At 72.4% G+C, this 12887-nt stretch carries 15 protein-coding genes; 6 read left to right on the forward strand and 9 right to left on the reverse strand.

Going from position 1 to position 12887, the window contains the following annotated elements; genetic code table 11:
* Nucleotides 1-22 precede the first annotated feature (22 nt).
* From KBB57_RS08180 to KBB57_RS08190, 3 genes are all read right to left on the reverse strand, one after another.
* Complete coding sequence (locus KBB57_RS08180; protein ID WP_290748536.1) at nt 23-499, reverse strand: SRPBCC family protein; 477 nt, start codon at nt 497-499, stop codon at nt 23-25.
* A complete protein-coding gene (locus KBB57_RS08185) occupies nt 496-837 on the reverse strand; it encodes a helix-turn-helix transcriptional regulator (RefSeq protein WP_290748537.1) in 342 nt (113 codons plus the stop codon). Before KBB57_RS08185 ends, KBB57_RS08180 begins: the two co-directional genes overlap by 4 nt.
* Nucleotides 838-1022: 185 nt before the next feature.
* Complete coding sequence (locus KBB57_RS08190) at nt 1023-1235, reverse strand: hypothetical protein (protein ID WP_290748538.1); 213 nt, start codon at nt 1233-1235, stop codon at nt 1023-1025.
* Nucleotides 1236-1713: 478 nt separating this feature from the next.
* On the opposite strand from KBB57_RS08190, the gene KBB57_RS08195 reads away from it, so the two are divergent.
* On the forward strand, nt 1714-3858 hold the full coding sequence (locus KBB57_RS08195; protein WP_290748540.1) for a M10 family metallopeptidase: 2145 nt from the start codon (nt 1714-1716) through the stop codon (nt 3856-3858).
* Nucleotides 3859-3902: 44 nt separating this feature from the next.
* Here the strand turns inward: KBB57_RS08195 and KBB57_RS08200 are convergent, their stop codons facing one another.
* The 4 genes from KBB57_RS08200 to KBB57_RS08215 form a co-directional block, all read right to left on the reverse strand.
* Nucleotides 3903-5003 (reverse strand): LysM peptidoglycan-binding domain-containing protein, encoded by a 1101-nt coding sequence (locus tag KBB57_RS08200; protein WP_290748542.1) that lies wholly within the window; start codon nt 5001-5003, stop codon nt 3903-3905.
* Between the two features lie 28 nt (nt 5004-5031).
* Nucleotides 5032-5679, reverse strand: a complete 648-nt coding sequence (locus tag KBB57_RS08205) for a protein-L-isoaspartate(D-aspartate) O-methyltransferase (protein ID WP_290748544.1) — start codon at nt 5677-5679, stop codon at nt 5032-5034.
* A gap of 4 nt (nt 5680-5683) precedes the next feature.
* Nucleotides 5684-6469, reverse strand: a complete 786-nt coding sequence (surE, locus tag KBB57_RS08210) for a 5'/3'-nucleotidase SurE (RefSeq protein ID WP_290748546.1) — start codon at nt 6467-6469, stop codon at nt 5684-5686.
* A 133-nt stretch (nt 6470-6602) separates the two neighbouring features.
* Nucleotides 6603-6911, reverse strand: coding sequence for a DUF3303 family protein (locus KBB57_RS08215; protein WP_290748548.1), 309 nt, complete (start codon nt 6909-6911; stop codon nt 6603-6605).
* Between the two features lie 347 nt (nt 6912-7258).
* On the opposite strand from KBB57_RS08215, the gene KBB57_RS08220 reads away from it, so the two are divergent.
* From KBB57_RS08220 to KBB57_RS08240, 5 genes are all read left to right on the forward strand, one after another.
* Nucleotides 7259-7465 carry a twin transmembrane helix small protein gene (locus KBB57_RS08220; RefSeq protein WP_290748549.1) on the forward strand — a complete coding sequence of 69 codons (207 nt, stop codon included), beginning with the start codon at nt 7259-7261 and terminating at the stop codon, nt 7463-7465.
* 2 nt (nt 7466-7467) lie between these two features.
* The gene (locus KBB57_RS08225) at nt 7468-8040 is read left to right on the forward strand and encodes a cob(I)yrinic acid a,c-diamide adenosyltransferase (RefSeq protein WP_290748551.1); all 573 of its coding nucleotides are present in this window, start codon (nt 7468-7470) and stop codon (nt 8038-8040) included.
* A 156-nt stretch (nt 8041-8196) separates the two neighbouring features.
* Nucleotides 8197-8850, forward strand: coding sequence for a hemolysin III family protein (locus KBB57_RS08230; protein WP_290748554.1), 654 nt, complete (start codon nt 8197-8199; stop codon nt 8848-8850).
* Between the two features lie 89 nt (nt 8851-8939).
* Nucleotides 8940-9701 carry an electron transfer flavoprotein subunit beta/FixA family protein gene (locus KBB57_RS08235; protein WP_290748556.1) on the forward strand — a complete coding sequence of 254 codons (762 nt, stop codon included), beginning with the start codon at nt 8940-8942 and terminating at the stop codon, nt 9699-9701.
* A complete protein-coding gene (locus KBB57_RS08240) occupies nt 9701-10630 on the forward strand; it encodes an FAD-binding protein (protein WP_290748559.1) in 930 nt (309 codons plus the stop codon). Before KBB57_RS08235 ends, KBB57_RS08240 begins: the two co-directional genes overlap by 1 nt.
* Nucleotides 10631-11011: 381 nt before the next feature.
* Here the strand turns inward: KBB57_RS08240 and KBB57_RS08245 are convergent, their stop codons facing one another.
* Entirely contained in the window at nt 11012-12052 is a 1041-nt protein-coding gene (locus KBB57_RS08245) for a Gfo/Idh/MocA family oxidoreductase (RefSeq protein ID WP_290748561.1), read from the reverse strand.
* A gap of 13 nt (nt 12053-12065) precedes the next feature.
* Complete coding sequence (locus KBB57_RS08250; protein WP_290748564.1) at nt 12066-12887, reverse strand: TIM barrel protein; 822 nt, start codon at nt 12885-12887, stop codon at nt 12066-12068.

Below are 12887 nucleotides of genomic sequence, written 5' to 3' on the forward strand. Positions count from 1 at the left end.
CGGTTGACCGCCGCCGCGGAACCTACCGCGTCAGCCCCTTTGCATAGGCGTCGAGCTGGTCGGCCACCGTGCCCCAGCCGTCAAAGAAGCCCATCTCCTCGTGGGTCCTGCGCGTCTGCGGATTGCGGTGGCGGGCGATCGCCGTGTAGGTCGTGCCGCCGCCCGGCGCGTCCGCGAGGAGAAGGATCGCCGTCATGAACGGCTCCGGCGCCGGCTTCCAGCCCTCGGTATAGGCGTCGGTGAAGACCAGCCGCTCCTCCGGGACCACGTCGAGGTAGACGCCCTTGTTCTCCATGACGTTCCCCTCGACGTCGAAGGTGGTGTTGAACCGCCCGCCCACCCGCACGTCCATGTCGACCGCCGTCACCTTGTGCGGCGCCGGCACGAAGAAGTGCGGGATGTGCCGCGGGTCGGTCCAGCATTCCCAGATCAGGCGCCGCGGCGCGGCCAGCGTGCGGGTGAAGCTCAGGTCGGTCTCCGGGTCGAGCTCGGGCGTCATCTCTCGCGTTCCTCCATCAGCTTCGTCACGTAGTCGTCCAGCCGGTCGAGCCGGCCCTCCCAGATCGCCCGCTGCGCGTCGAGCCAGCCCCGGACCGGCGCCAGCGCCTCCGGCACGATGGCGCAGGAGCGCACCCGGCCGTCCTTCGCGGTGGCGACGAGCCCCGCCGCCTCCAGCACCGCGAGATGCCGCATCACCGTCGGCAGCCTGAGCCCCGTCGGCGCCGCCAGCTCCGTCACCCCCGCCGGCCCCGCCGCCAGCCGCGTCAGCATCCCCCGCCGCGTCGGGTCCGCCAGCGCATGGAACAGCAGGGACAGGTCGGGCTCATGCTTAGCCATTTGGCTAAGCATAGCGACGGCGACCCGGCGACGCAAGGAAAAGTTCGCCGATCAGCTAAGTGTTGGAGCTTGTCTTATGGGCCGAGGTCGTCCGGGCGCGCCGGCGGTGCCAATGAAAGCGGCCCGGGCCCTGCCGGCATGGCGAGCCCGGACGCATCCGGGCTCGCGTCAGTGGCGCGGGGTGGTCAGTCCTCCATCATCCAGCGCGTCAGGCCCTCGCGGGTGTGGCCCATGCGGGCCAGCTGGGCGTCGTCGAGGCGGAGGAGGTGCTCGATCGCCTCGGCGCGGCGGGCGGCGCGGACGGCCGCCGGGATGCTGGCGAGGAAGGCGCCCACGGGCGCGAGCGCGCGGCCGAGGCGGTTGAGGAAGTTGTTGTTGGCTTGACTTATGGTCTGCATGGAAATCTCCCAAGCTGAGGGTTAGATTTCCTCCCTTGTCGACAAGATGGGCCATGTGAATCGCGTGAGCAAGGCCGGAACGGACAGGGCCGATATGCGCAGGGCGCAAGGCAGGAATTGTTCAAAAACTGTTCAATGCAGATATCGTCGTGAGAATTGCTTGCCGCGAAGCATCGGGCCGGGAACGGCCACGGGCGCGCGCAAGGGGCGGAAAAATCGGGCCGGGCCGCTACAGAAAGTGGAGCGGGGCGCGAGGACGCCAAGGCCGAGCGGCTCAACCTCCGGTAGGGCCTTGGAGCCGCTTTGGCGCGCGGAGGGAGAGAAGGACGCCCCTGAACGGCGCGGCGGCGGCCCCGGGCGGGGGCGCCGCGGGTGGGAAAGGCGCCGCAAAGGGGGTCCCGCGATACAGTTGCTGAACTGGCGGGAACCGCGGCGCTCGTGAGATTTCGGCGGCTCTGACGCAACCGGAGATTTCATTATGCATGCCATTGCGCGCAAGCTCGCATTCCTCGACCTGCCCGGCGTCGGCCTCGACGACGGGATGTTGGCCGCGCCGACGGCCGCCGACGCCGCGGCGGAGGAGCGGCGGCACGACCTCGGGCCCGGGCTCGACCTCGGCCTGCCTTCCGGCGCGCCCGGCGCCGTCGCGGCGGCACCGTCGTGGCGGGACTGGCGGCCGACGCAGGGCGACGACGCGCGCCACGCCCCCGACCTCCCCGGCGACGACGAGCGGGGCACGCCCGGCATCGGCATCAACACCGTCCCGCGCAGCGGCGTCTCCTATGTCGACGGGCTGCTGCAGGGCGCGAAGTGGAACGCCGCGACGATCACCTACAGCCTGCCGGACAGCGTGTCGGACTACCAGGCGGGCTATCCGGCGAACGACCTCAAGGGCTTCTCCGGCGTCGGGGCCGGGCAGGCCAACGCCATCCACCTCGCGCTCGGGATCGAGGCCTTCGTGCCGGGGATGCTCGGGGCCTACGGCTTCTCCATCGAGGGGTTCACCAACCTCAACGTCGACTTCGCGGGCTACGGCAGCGGCGCCGGCACGCTGCGCTTCGGCAACAACACCAACTCCAACACCGCCTACGGCTACTACCCGGCCGAGAGCGTCACCGGCGGCGACGTCTGGTTCGGGCCCTCGGGCAAGGCGCCGATCGCCGGGAACTACGACTACCACACGGTGCTCCACGAGATCGGCCACGCGCTCGGGCTGAAGCACGGCCACGAGGACGGCGGCTACGGCAAGTTGCCGCTCGACACCGACGCGATGGAGTACTCGGTGATGACCTACCGCTCGTTCGCGGGCGGCGGGCTCGGCGGCTATTCCAACGAGGACTGGGGCTATGCGCAGTCCTACATGATGTACGACATCGCCGCGCTCCAGCACATGTACGGGGCGGATTTCGGCATCAACTCGGGCGACACCCGCTACTCGTGGGATCCGTCGAACGGGCGGACCTTCGTCAACGGGCAGCTCGCCATCAACCCGGGCGGCAACCGGATCTTCCAGACGATCTGGGACGGCGGCGGGACCGACACCTACGACCTCTCGAACTACGCGACCAACCTCGAGATCAACCTGACGCCGGGCTACCACAACGTCTTCGACCGCGCGCAGCTCGCCTATCTCGGCGGCGGGCCGAACGGCGGCTACGCGCGGGGCAACGTCTTCAACGCGCTGCAGTATCACGGCGACACGCGCTCGCTGATCGAGAACGCCTTCGGCGGCTCGGGCGACGACGACCTGATCGGCAACGCCGCGGCGAACTGGCTGGTGGGCAACGCCGGGGCCGACGACCTCGTCGGCTTCGACGGCGACGACTGGCTGGAGGGCGGCGAGGGGAACGACTGGCTGGACGGCGGCGTCGGCGCGGACGTGATGATCGGCGGCGCGGGCGACGACTTCTACTACGTCGACAACTCTGGCGACGTGACGCTCGAGCCGTTCGTGGCCGGCGGGCGCGACACGGTGGCGGCCTATGTCTCGCACGTCCTCGGCCAGGGGATCGACGACTTGTTCTTCGTCGCGGCCGGCGCGCTCGACGCGACCGGCAACGAGCTGGCCAACCGCCTCACCGGCAACTCCTCGGCCAACGTGCTGTCGGGGCTGGCCGGGGCGGACCGTCTCGACGGCGGCGGCGGCGCGGACCGGCTCCTCGGCGCGCAGGGCGGCGACACGCTGATCGGCGGCGCGGGCGACGACATGCTCTCGGCCGGGTCGGGCGGCGACGTGCTGCGCGGCGGCGCCGGCGGCGACGTGCTGATCGGCGGCGGCGGGGCGGACGTCTTCGACTTCGACCTCGCAGTCGAGTCGCGGCCGGGCGCGCGCGACGAGCTGCGCGAGGAGGCCGGCCGGGCGCCGGCCTTCGAGGGCGCGGGCGTGGCGGGCGGCGACCGCATCGACCTCGCGGGGATCGACGCCGACACGACGCGCGGCGGCGACCAGGCCTTCCACCTCGGCGGGGGCGCGGCGATCGGCCGGCTGATCGCGGTCGAGGTCGGCGGCGACACGATCCTCCGCGGCCAGTGCGACGGCGACGCGGCGTTCGAGTTCGAGCTGCTGATCGCCGACGGAGGCGTGCTGGCGTCCGACTACCGCGCCATCGACTTCGTGCTCTGAGAAAACCAGGCCCGTCGCGCGTCGACACGCGCGACGGGCCGAGGTCAGCCGCCAAGGTAGATCGTCGGGTCGAGCGGCTCGGCGCCGCGGAAGACGTCGAACTGCAGCTCCTGCTTGTCGCGGGCGGCGACCGTGCCGATCACCTGGCCGGCCTCGACGCGCTGGCCCTTCTTCAGGGTGACGTTGTCGAGGATCGAGTAGGTGGTGAGCAGGTCGTCGGTATGGCTGAGCAGCACGATCGCCCCGCCGCCGCCGATCTCCTCGGAGATCAGCGCCACCGTGCCGTCGGCCGCGGCGCGCACCGGCGTGCCGACGGCCGCGTCGTAGCCGACGCCGCTCGGGTTGGCGGCGTTGTACTTGCGCTTGATCGGGGCGCTCACCGGAGCCTTGAGCTTGCCGCCGGGGGGCGTGCGGTACTGCGCGAGGTCGGGGCTGGCCGGGTTCTCGCCGGGGGCGACGTTCTCCGGCAGCGGCTGCGCGCCGATCGGCGGCGGCGGCACCTGGGTGCCGGTCCCGGGATTGCTCTCGAAGGTCGAGGAGATGCGGTTGGCGCCGGAGGCGACGGGGATCAGGAGCTCCTGCCCGACCCGGATCGCGAAATCCGGGCCGAGCCCGTTCCACGAGGCGAGCGAGGTCACCGAGACGCCGTAGAGCCGCGCGATCGAATAGACCGTCTCGCCGGCCTCGACGCGGTGGCGCACCGGGTCGATCAGCGGATCCTTCTGGCCGCGGTTGAACGGGTTCTGCGGCTGGGCGGCCGGGGCGGGGGCGTTGTCGATCGCCTGCGCGGCGCCCTCGGGCGTCCAGCCGGTCGCGGAGCCGAGCGCCTCGGGGCGCGGCACGCTGTCGGGCAGCACCAGCACCTCGCCGGCGCGCAGGCGATAGTCGGCGGGGAGCCCGTTCAGCCGCGAGATCTCGTCGGCCGAGCCGCCGACCCGGGCGGCGAGGGTCGCGACGGTGTCGCCGTCGCGGGCCACCGCCACCTGATAGCTCGCATAGGTGATGACGCCGCGGCCGTCCGGCGTGGCGTTCGCCACCGCGCTCGGCGAGGGGCTGACGTTGCCGCCGGCGCAGGCGGCGAGGCCGAGGCAGAGCGCCGTGGCGACGATCAGGCGGCGGAGCGGAAGGGGGGCGCGACGTGGCATGGGTCCGACCATATCTTGAGCGTGCCGGTCAGTCCAACACATCCTGTGCGAGGCCCTCGACCAGCGGCACGAACCGCACGGCGCCGAGCTCGGTATAGTCGAGCCCCGCCTCGGTCTTGGTGATGCGCAGGAGCGTCTGCACGGCGTGGATCTGGCCGACCGGCAGGACCATGACGCCGCCGGGGCGGAGCTGGTCGAGCAGGAGCTTCGGCGGGTCCTCGGCGGCGGCGGTGACCAGGATGCGGTCGAAGGGCGCCTGCTCGGGCAGGCCGAGCGCCCCGTCGCCGATCACCACGGTGATGTTGTGGAGATCGAGCCGGGCGAAGAGCGTCCGCGCGGCGCGGGCGAGCGCGCGATGGCGCTCGATCGTGTAGACCCGCCGCGCCAGCCGGGCGAGGATCGCCGCCTGGTAGCCGGAGCCGGTGCCGATCTCCAGCACCTTGCAGCGCCGCGTCACCTCCAGCGCCTGGGTCATCAGCCCGACGACCGAGGGCTGGCTGATGGTCTGGCCGCAGGCGATCGGCAGCGGCGTGTCCTCGTAGGCGCGGTCGCGGAACACCCCCTCGATGAAGGCGTCGCGAGGGGTGGATTCCATGGCCGTGAGCACGTCGGGATTGGTGACGCCGTGCGAGCGCAGCGCGAAGACGAACTGCATCCGGCGCTCGGCCTCGTCCATCGCGCTACTCCAGGGCGGCCGCGAGCGGCGCGACGAGGTCGTGCGCGGTCAGGTCGGCGCGGAGCGGCGTGACGGTGACGAAGCCGTCGTGGCACTCGCGCGAGTCCGAGCCGGGCAGCGTATCGCCGTTGCCGTGGGCATGGGTCAGCCACAGGTATTGCCGCCCGTTCGGCGCGACATGCGGCTGGACCCCGAAGGTCGGCGCGAGGCGCTGGCCCTGCACGGTGGCGCGCACGCCGCGCACCTCGGCGGCGGGGAGCGGCGGGAAGTTCAGGTTGTAGAAGACCCCGTAGGGCGCGGGCGCCCAGGCCGCCGTCTCGATCAGCCGCCGGCAGACCCGGGCGCCCCAGACCCGGGCCGCGTCGAACGGGTCGCCCTCGACGCGGTCGAGCGGCCCGAAATACTGCGACAGCGCCACGGCCCGCAGCCCGGTCAGCGCCGCCTCCATCGCGCCGCCGACGGTGCCGGAATAGAGCGTGTCCTCCGCGAGGTTGTGGCCGCGGTTCACCCCGGAGATGACGAGGTCGGGCGGCCGGTCGCGCAGTATCTCGCCCACCGCGGCGAGCACGCAGTCGGCTGGCGAGCCCTCGACGGCGAAGCGGCGGGCCTCGAGCCGCTCGAGCCGCATCGGCCGGATGTAGGAGACGCAATGCCCGACGCCCGACTGCTCGAAGGCGGGGGCGACGACCCAGACGTCGGCGTCGGTTCCCGCGAGCTCGGCGGCGATCGCCTCGGCCACGGCGAGGCCCGGCGCGCTGATGCCGTCGTCGTTGGTGATCAGGATGCGCATCTCGGGCCCTCGTGTCGCCGTCCCGCCCGGGAGGCAGCCCACGCCCGGCCGACGGCTTCCCCTTTTTCACGAGGGCTCGCCGGCTGTCAACGGAACCGCCTCGCCGGACCCTCCGAGGCGGGAGGCGGCCCGGTCAGACCACCGAATCGCGCCACTCGATCGCCGCGCCGACCGCAGCCAGCGCGTCGTCCACGTCGATCACCGGGTCGATCTGGAAATTCAGCATCGCGAAGGCCGCGGTCTCGCGATGCACCGCGGCGAGGTTCTCGGCCTCGAACACCACGAAGCCGCCCGGCTCGCCGACGCGGACCACGAACTCGTGGATGCGCACCCGGTCGGGCCGCCGCCAGGCGCGCATCAGCTCCAGCACGCGGCGCTGGCCTTCCTCGTATTCCGCCGTGGTGCCGTGACGCTTCTTCTTCCAGGTCAATACGTACTTCATGCAGGCTTCCTTGCCGAAGGCCGGGGGTCCCGGGGGGCGAAATGGCCCGCGCGGGGCGCGCCGCGGAGGAAAGACGCGAGTGCCAATGCGCCGAACCTACCGGAAATCGGGCGATTCTCCCAGCGCCGCGGCCGGCGCGCCCCACATGATCGAGATGTCGCCCGTTCGCATCTGCTCGGCCTCGTCCAACAGCCTCGCGACGATTGGCCATGAGGATGCACCGCCCGGGCGTCGTGTGGGACAAGGCAAGAGTCGTATAGCGGGGCCGGCGCGGCCGCGCCGGGTTCCTTGGGGCTTGCGTCCCCGGCGGATTCCGCTACCCCCTCGGCCCAGCCAGGAGGTCCGCAATGGCCCGCGATCCGCTGTTCCTCGTCGTCGCCTTCGCCTGCCTCGCCGTGCTCGGCGTGCTCGTGGTCGGGGTCGGCGGCTTCGCCCGGGGCGGCGCGTTCAACCGCAAGTACGGCAACAAGCTGATGCAGCTCCGGCTGCTCCTGCAGTTCATCGCGGTGATCCTGATCGTCCTCTTCGTCTGGATCTCGCGCCGCGGAGGCTGAGCATGGTCGTCCTCAACCGCATCTACACCCGCACCGGCGACCGCGGCGAGACCGCGCTCGGCGACGGCAGCCGGGTGCCGAAGCATGCGCCGCGCGTCGCCGCCTACGGCACCGTCGACGAGACCAACGCCACGCTCGGCCTCGCCCGGCTGCACGCGGCCGGCGAGCTCGCGGAGGCGCTGGCGCGCATCCAGAACGACCTCTTCGACCTCGGCGCCGACCTCTGCACCCCGGATCTCGAGAACGACGCCACGGCGAAGTATCCGCGCCTGCGCGTCGTCGCCGCGCAGGTCGACCGGCTTGAGGCCGAGATCGACGCGATGAACGCCCGGCTGACCCCGCTCCGCAGCTTCGTCCTGCCCGGCGGCTCGGCGCTCGCGGCGCACCTGCACCTCTGCCGCACCGTGTCGCGCCGCGCCGAGCGGCTGGCGGTCGAGCTCGCCGGGATCGAGCCCGTGAACCCGGAGGCGGTGAAATACCTCAACCGCCTGTCCGACTGGCTCTTCGTCGCCGCCCGCATCGCCAACGACGAGGGCCGCGCCGACACGCTCTGGACGCCGGGCGCCAATCGCTGAGGCAGGGGCGCCCGCGGCGGCGGCGCCTGCGCCCCCCGCAGGGGCGCCGGTAACCACTTCGTGTCACCGACCGCTTCGGTTTTTCGCGAATCGAGGTAATATATCAGTGACGGCGGCCGTGGGGTGGCGCCGCCGCCAAACGGGCGGGACCTGGCGATGGGAGCGAGGAACTTCGGAGGCTATTCGCGGGCGGAGCGTCTGTCGGACGCCGTCGTCCACGTCGCCGGCGTGACGTTCGGCGTGGCGGCGGCGGGGGCGATCGTGACGCTCGCCGCGGTCTGGGAGGGCGCCGGGCGCCATCTCGCCGCCGCGGCGGTCTACGGCTTCTGCCTCGTCGCCATGCTGGCCTGCTCCGCGCTCTACCACATGACGCCCGCGCCCGAATGGAAGGACCGGCTGCGCCGGCTCGACCAGTCGGCGATCTACCTCAAGATCGCCGGGGCCTACACGCCCTTCGCGGTGATGACCGGGCCGCAGGCGATGCCGTTCCTCGCCGGGCTCTGGGCGGTCGCCGCGGCCGGGGTGTCGCTGAAGCTCCTGTCGGCGCGCCAGCTCTTCGGGCTGACCGTCGCGCTCTACCTCGCCATGGGCTGGGCGGCGGTGCTGGTCGGCGGCCCCGTCCTCGAGCGGATGACGCCGGAGGGCTACCGGCTCGTGCTGACCGCGGGCGCGCTCTACACCATCGGCGTCGCCTTCCTCTGCTGGGACCGGCTGCCGTTCCACGTCACCATCTGGCACCTCTTCGTGCTCGCGGGGAGCCTCAGCGTCTACGCCGCGCTGGTGATCGAGCTCCGCGGCGTCGCCGCCTGACCGCGCCCCCCGGCCGCGGGCAACTTTCTGTTGCGCGGCCCCGCCCCCCCTCGTAGGAGAGCGCGAACATTTCCGGGGGAGCTCAGCCGATGAAGATCCTCGTGCCCGTGAAGCGGGTGATCGACTACAACGTCAAGCCGCGGGTCAAGGGCGACGGCTCCGGGGTCGAGCTCGCCAACGTCAAGATGAGCATGAACCCCTTCGACGAGATCGCCGTCGAGGAGGCGATCCGGCTCAAGGAGAAGGGCGTCGCCACCGAGATCGTCGTGGTCTCCATCGGCGTCAAGCAGGCGCAGGAGACGCTGCGCACCGCGCTCGCCATGGGCGCCGACCGGGCGATCCTGATCGAGGCCGCGCCGGACGTCTCCACCGACATCGAGCCCCTCGCCGTGGCGAAGCTCCTCAAGGCCGTCGCCGACGCCGAGGCCCCGGGGCTGATCATCGCCGGCAAGCAGGCGATCGACAACGACATGAACGCCACCGGCCAGATGCTCGCGGCCCTCCTCGGCTGGCCGCAGGCGACCTTCGCCTCCGAGGTCGCGGTCGAGGGCGACAAGGCGACCGTCACCCGCGAGGTCGACGGCGGCCTCCAGACGATCGCGGTCCGGCTGCCGGCGGTGGTCACCGTCGACCTGCGCCTCAACGAGCCGCGCTACGCGTCGCTGCCGAACATCATGAAGGCCAAGAAGAAGCCGCTCGAGGAGAAGACGCCCGCCGACTACGGCGTCGACGTCAGCCCGCGGCTCAAGGTGGTCAAGACCGTCGAGCCGGCGACCCGCAAGGCCGGGGTGAAGGTCGGCTCGGTCGACGAGCTGATCGCGAAGCTCAAGACCGAAGCGGGGGTGATCTGATGGCCGTCCTGGTCCTCGCCAAGCACGACAACGCCCACCTGAACGACGCCACCGCCCGGGCCGTGACCGCGGCCAGGGCGCTCGGCGGCGACATCACCGTGCTCGTCGCCGGCGAGAACGCCGGCGCCGTCGCCGAGGCCGCCGCGCAGCTCGACGGGGTGACGAAGGTGGTCCACGTCGAGGGCGCCGGCCTCGGCCACCGCCTTGCCGAGCCGCTGACCGACCTCGTCGTGTCGATGGCCGGGCCTTTCGAGCACATCGTCTTCCCCGCGACCACCTCCGGCAAGAACGTCGCCCCCCGGGTGGCGGCGCTCCTCGACGTCATGGTGATCTCCGACGTGACCGGCGTGGTCGGCCCCGACACCTTCGAGCGGCCGATCTACGCCGGCAACGCGGTGCAGACCGTGCAGTCGGCCGACGCGAAGAAGGTGATGACCGTGCGCGGGACCGCCTTCGAGCCCGCCGGCGCCCAGGCCGCCGCCCCGGTCGAGACCGCCGCCGCTCCGGCGGACGCCGGCCTCTCCGCCTGGGTCGAGGACAAGGTCGCGACCTCCGACCGGCCGGAGCTGACCAGCGCGAAGATCGTCGTCTCCGGCGGCCGCGGCGTCGGCTCGGAGGAGAACTTCCGCATCATCGAGGCGCTGGCCGACAAGCTCGGCGCCGCGGTCGGCGCCTCGCGCGCCGCGGTCGACTCGGGCTTCGCCCCGAACGACTGGCAAGTCGGCCAGACCGGCAAGGTCGTCGCGCCGGAGCTCTACGTCGCGGTCGGCATCTCCGGCGCGATCCAGCACCTCGCGGGGATGAAGGACAGCAAGGTCATCGTCGCGATCAACAAGGACGAGGAGGCGCCGATCTTCCAGGTCGCCGACTACGGCCTCGTCGGCGACCTCTTCGCCATCGTCCCCGAGCTGACCGGCAAGCTCGGCTGAACGCCTCGCGGCGCAAGCCGCGGCCCTCGCCTTTCGCGGCCCCACCACGTGGGGCCGCCGCCGTTTGAGGGCGCTCCCGACGGAGCGCCCGCCCCTGCTGCGCGACGGGTAAGAGACAGCCCGGCGGGAACAGGCCGCGACGTCGAAGCCAGACGGATTTGACCCGTGGCAAATCCCGTCCGCGATCGCCCCGCCGGGGGCGAGCGCGTCGCCGCGCTCGCCGGGGCGATCACGGCCGGATTGCGCGCGACGGGGAAATCTTCACCCCTGACGACCTCCGCGCCAACGCGCTCCGGTCGTCGGCGCGGCGAAAGCCGTGCTTTCGCTTGTCGCGCCGTGGCCTCGCGGGCAGAGCCCGCTTCGGTCGGTCCGTGTGGCCCCCTATTCCCCGACCGGGGCGACCGCCACCCGCCGGCCCGTCTCCGCCGAGACGCGCACCGCGTCCATCACCGCCATGTTGCGCGCGCCCTCGACGGCGCCGACATGGGTGGGCAGGCCGTCCTCGACCACCGCGCGGAAGTGCCGGATCTGCCGGACGTACGGATCCTCGCGCGCCGTCGCGTCCCGCGTCATCCGCATCGGCACGGTCCAGTCGCGCGCCCCGTCGTGGCGCCAGACCTCCAGCCGCGGCAGGGTCAGCGCCGCCTCGGTCCCCACCACCCGGTGCGAATCGACGTCATGGACCGCGAAGCGCCCGCTGTCGTCGGCGGTCAGGTCCCAGCTCCACGGCCCGGCCGCCGTGTCGGAGACGACGAGCGAGGCCAGCGCCCCGCTCGCGAGCTCGAAGGTGATCGCCCCGGTGTCCTCGACCGCGAGCCCCCGCGTGGCGCTCGACGCATAGGCCGACAGCGACACGATCTCGCCGCACAGATAGCGCAACAGGTCGATCTCGTGGATCAGGTTGATGAGGAACGTGCCCCCCACCCCCGGCGTCCGCCGCCATTCCGGCGCGAAATAGTCGTCCGGCTTCATCAGGCAGGCCGCCACGCTGACGCAGACCAGCCGCCCGAGCGTCCCCGCCTCGATCAGCGCCCGCGCCCGCTGCACCCTTGTGTCGTGCCGGCGGTGATGGCCGACCAGCACCGGCAGCCCCGTCCGCCGCGCCGCGGCGAGCAGCGTCTCCGCCTCGGCGAGCGTATTGGCGAGCGGCTTCTCCACGATCGCCGGCACGCCCGCCGCGAGGCAGTCCAGCGCGATCGCGACATGGGTCTCGTTCGGCGTCGCCACGATCGCCCCGTCGGGACGCTCGGCCGCGAGGAGTGCTCCGTGGTCGCGGTAGTGCCGCGTCCCGAAGCGGGCGGCGAGCGCCGCGCCGCCGTCGAACGGATCGGCGATCCCGGCGAGCTCGAAGCCCTCCGTCCCGGCGATCGCCTGGCAATGAGTGAGGCCGATCGCCCCGGCGCCGATCACGGCGATGCGCATCTCGCTCGTCCCCTCAGGCCGGCACGGCGGCGGCGACCACGGCCTTCGTGGTCCGCAACGCCAACGCCGCCCGCTCCGCCGGGCCGAGCCGCTCGGCGAGCGCGTGGTTCGGGATCTCGACGCTGATCACCGCGTCCGCCGGGATCGCCCGCGCCAGCCCCGCGAGGTCGATCCCGCCCTCGCCCGGCATCAGCCGCGCGCGCCGGGCGATGTCGATCAGCCCGGCGTCGGAGGGATCGTATTCCGCCGGCCCGTCGCAGAACTGCACGTAGTGGACGAGCCGCGGCGGCAGCGCCGCGATCTCGGCCAGCGTGGTGTCGGAGCGGTCGCAGTGCAGCGCGTCGACCAGCACCCCGCCGTTCGGCTCGCCCGCCGCCTCGACGATGCGCCGCGCCGCAGCGAGGTTCGGGACCTTCGTCCACGGCATGAACTCGAGGTCCACCGTCAGCCCGAATCCGGCCGCGAGCCGCGCCAGCGCCGCGAAGCGCTCGGTCAGCCGCGCCTCCTCGGGATCGTCGCCCGCCACCAGCACGTTCCGCGCCCCGAGCCGCGCCCCCCGCTCGAAGAACGGCGCGAAGCCGGCGACGTCCGTCTCCGCCTTCAGCCGGGCGATCTCGATGTCCGCCACCCCGATCCCGCTGTCGCGGACCGCCGCCGCCGTCTCGGCGAGCAGGCGGTCGTCGGTCATGATCGGATACGCCGCCTCCCCCGACGCCGCCGCCGGCAGGAGCCGCAGCCCGACGAGGTCGTAGCCGGTCGCCGCCGCGACCTTCACCGCCTCCACCGGGCCGACGTCGAAGACCGTCAGGAAGGCGAGCGAGAACCTGTGCGCCAT

Origin of the sequence: Amaricoccus sp., from assembly GCF_017993425.1 — a bacterium.
Classification (GTDB): domain Bacteria; phylum Pseudomonadota; class Alphaproteobacteria; order Rhodobacterales; family Rhodobacteraceae; genus Amaricoccus.

Bases quoted from the DNA above. Each gene is read 5' to 3' on its own strand.
- surE (WP_290748546.1), bottom strand. From the start codon at position 6,469: ATGCGCATCCTGATCACCAACGACGACGGCATCAGCGCGCCGGGCCTC.
- KBB57_RS08245 (WP_290748561.1), bottom strand. From the start codon at position 12,052: ATGCGCATCGCCGTGATCGGCGCCGGGGCGATCGGCCTCACTCATTGC.
- KBB57_RS08230 (WP_290748554.1), top strand. From the start codon at position 8,197: ATGGGAGCGAGGAACTTCGGAGGCTATTCGCGGGCGGAGCGTCTGTCG.
- KBB57_RS08220 (WP_290748549.1), top strand. From the start codon at position 7,259: ATGGCCCGCGATCCGCTGTTCCTCGTCGTCGCCTTCGCCTGCCTCGCC.
- KBB57_RS08185 (WP_290748537.1), bottom strand. From the start codon at position 837: ATGGCTAAGCATGAGCCCGACCTGTCCCTGCTGTTCCATGCGCTGGCG.
- KBB57_RS08205 (WP_290748544.1), bottom strand. From the start codon at position 5,679: ATGGACGAGGCCGAGCGCCGGATGCAGTTCGTCTTCGCGCTGCGCTCG.
- KBB57_RS08190 (WP_290748538.1), bottom strand. From the start codon at position 1,235: ATGCAGACCATAAGTCAAGCCAACAACAACTTCCTCAACCGCCTCGGC.
- KBB57_RS08180 (WP_290748536.1), bottom strand. From the start codon at position 499: ATGACGCCCGAGCTCGACCCGGAGACCGACCTGAGCTTCACCCGCACG.
- KBB57_RS08225 (WP_290748551.1), top strand. From the start codon at position 7,468: ATGGTCGTCCTCAACCGCATCTACACCCGCACCGGCGACCGCGGCGAG.
- KBB57_RS08200 (WP_290748542.1), bottom strand. From the start codon at position 5,003: ATGCCACGTCGCGCCCCCCTTCCGCTCCGCCGCCTGATCGTCGCCACG.
- KBB57_RS08250 (WP_290748564.1), bottom strand. From the start codon at position 12,887: ATGGCGCACAGGTTCTCGCTCGCCTTCCTGACGGTCTTCGACGTCGGC.
- KBB57_RS08195 (WP_290748540.1), top strand. From the start codon at position 1,714: ATGCATGCCATTGCGCGCAAGCTCGCATTCCTCGACCTGCCCGGCGTC.
- KBB57_RS08240 (WP_290748559.1), top strand. From the start codon at position 9,701: ATGGCCGTCCTGGTCCTCGCCAAGCACGACAACGCCCACCTGAACGAC.
- KBB57_RS08235 (WP_290748556.1), top strand. From the start codon at position 8,940: ATGAAGATCCTCGTGCCCGTGAAGCGGGTGATCGACTACAACGTCAAG.
- KBB57_RS08215 (WP_290748548.1), bottom strand. From the start codon at position 6,911: ATGAAGTACGTATTGACCTGGAAGAAGAAGCGTCACGGCACCACGGCG.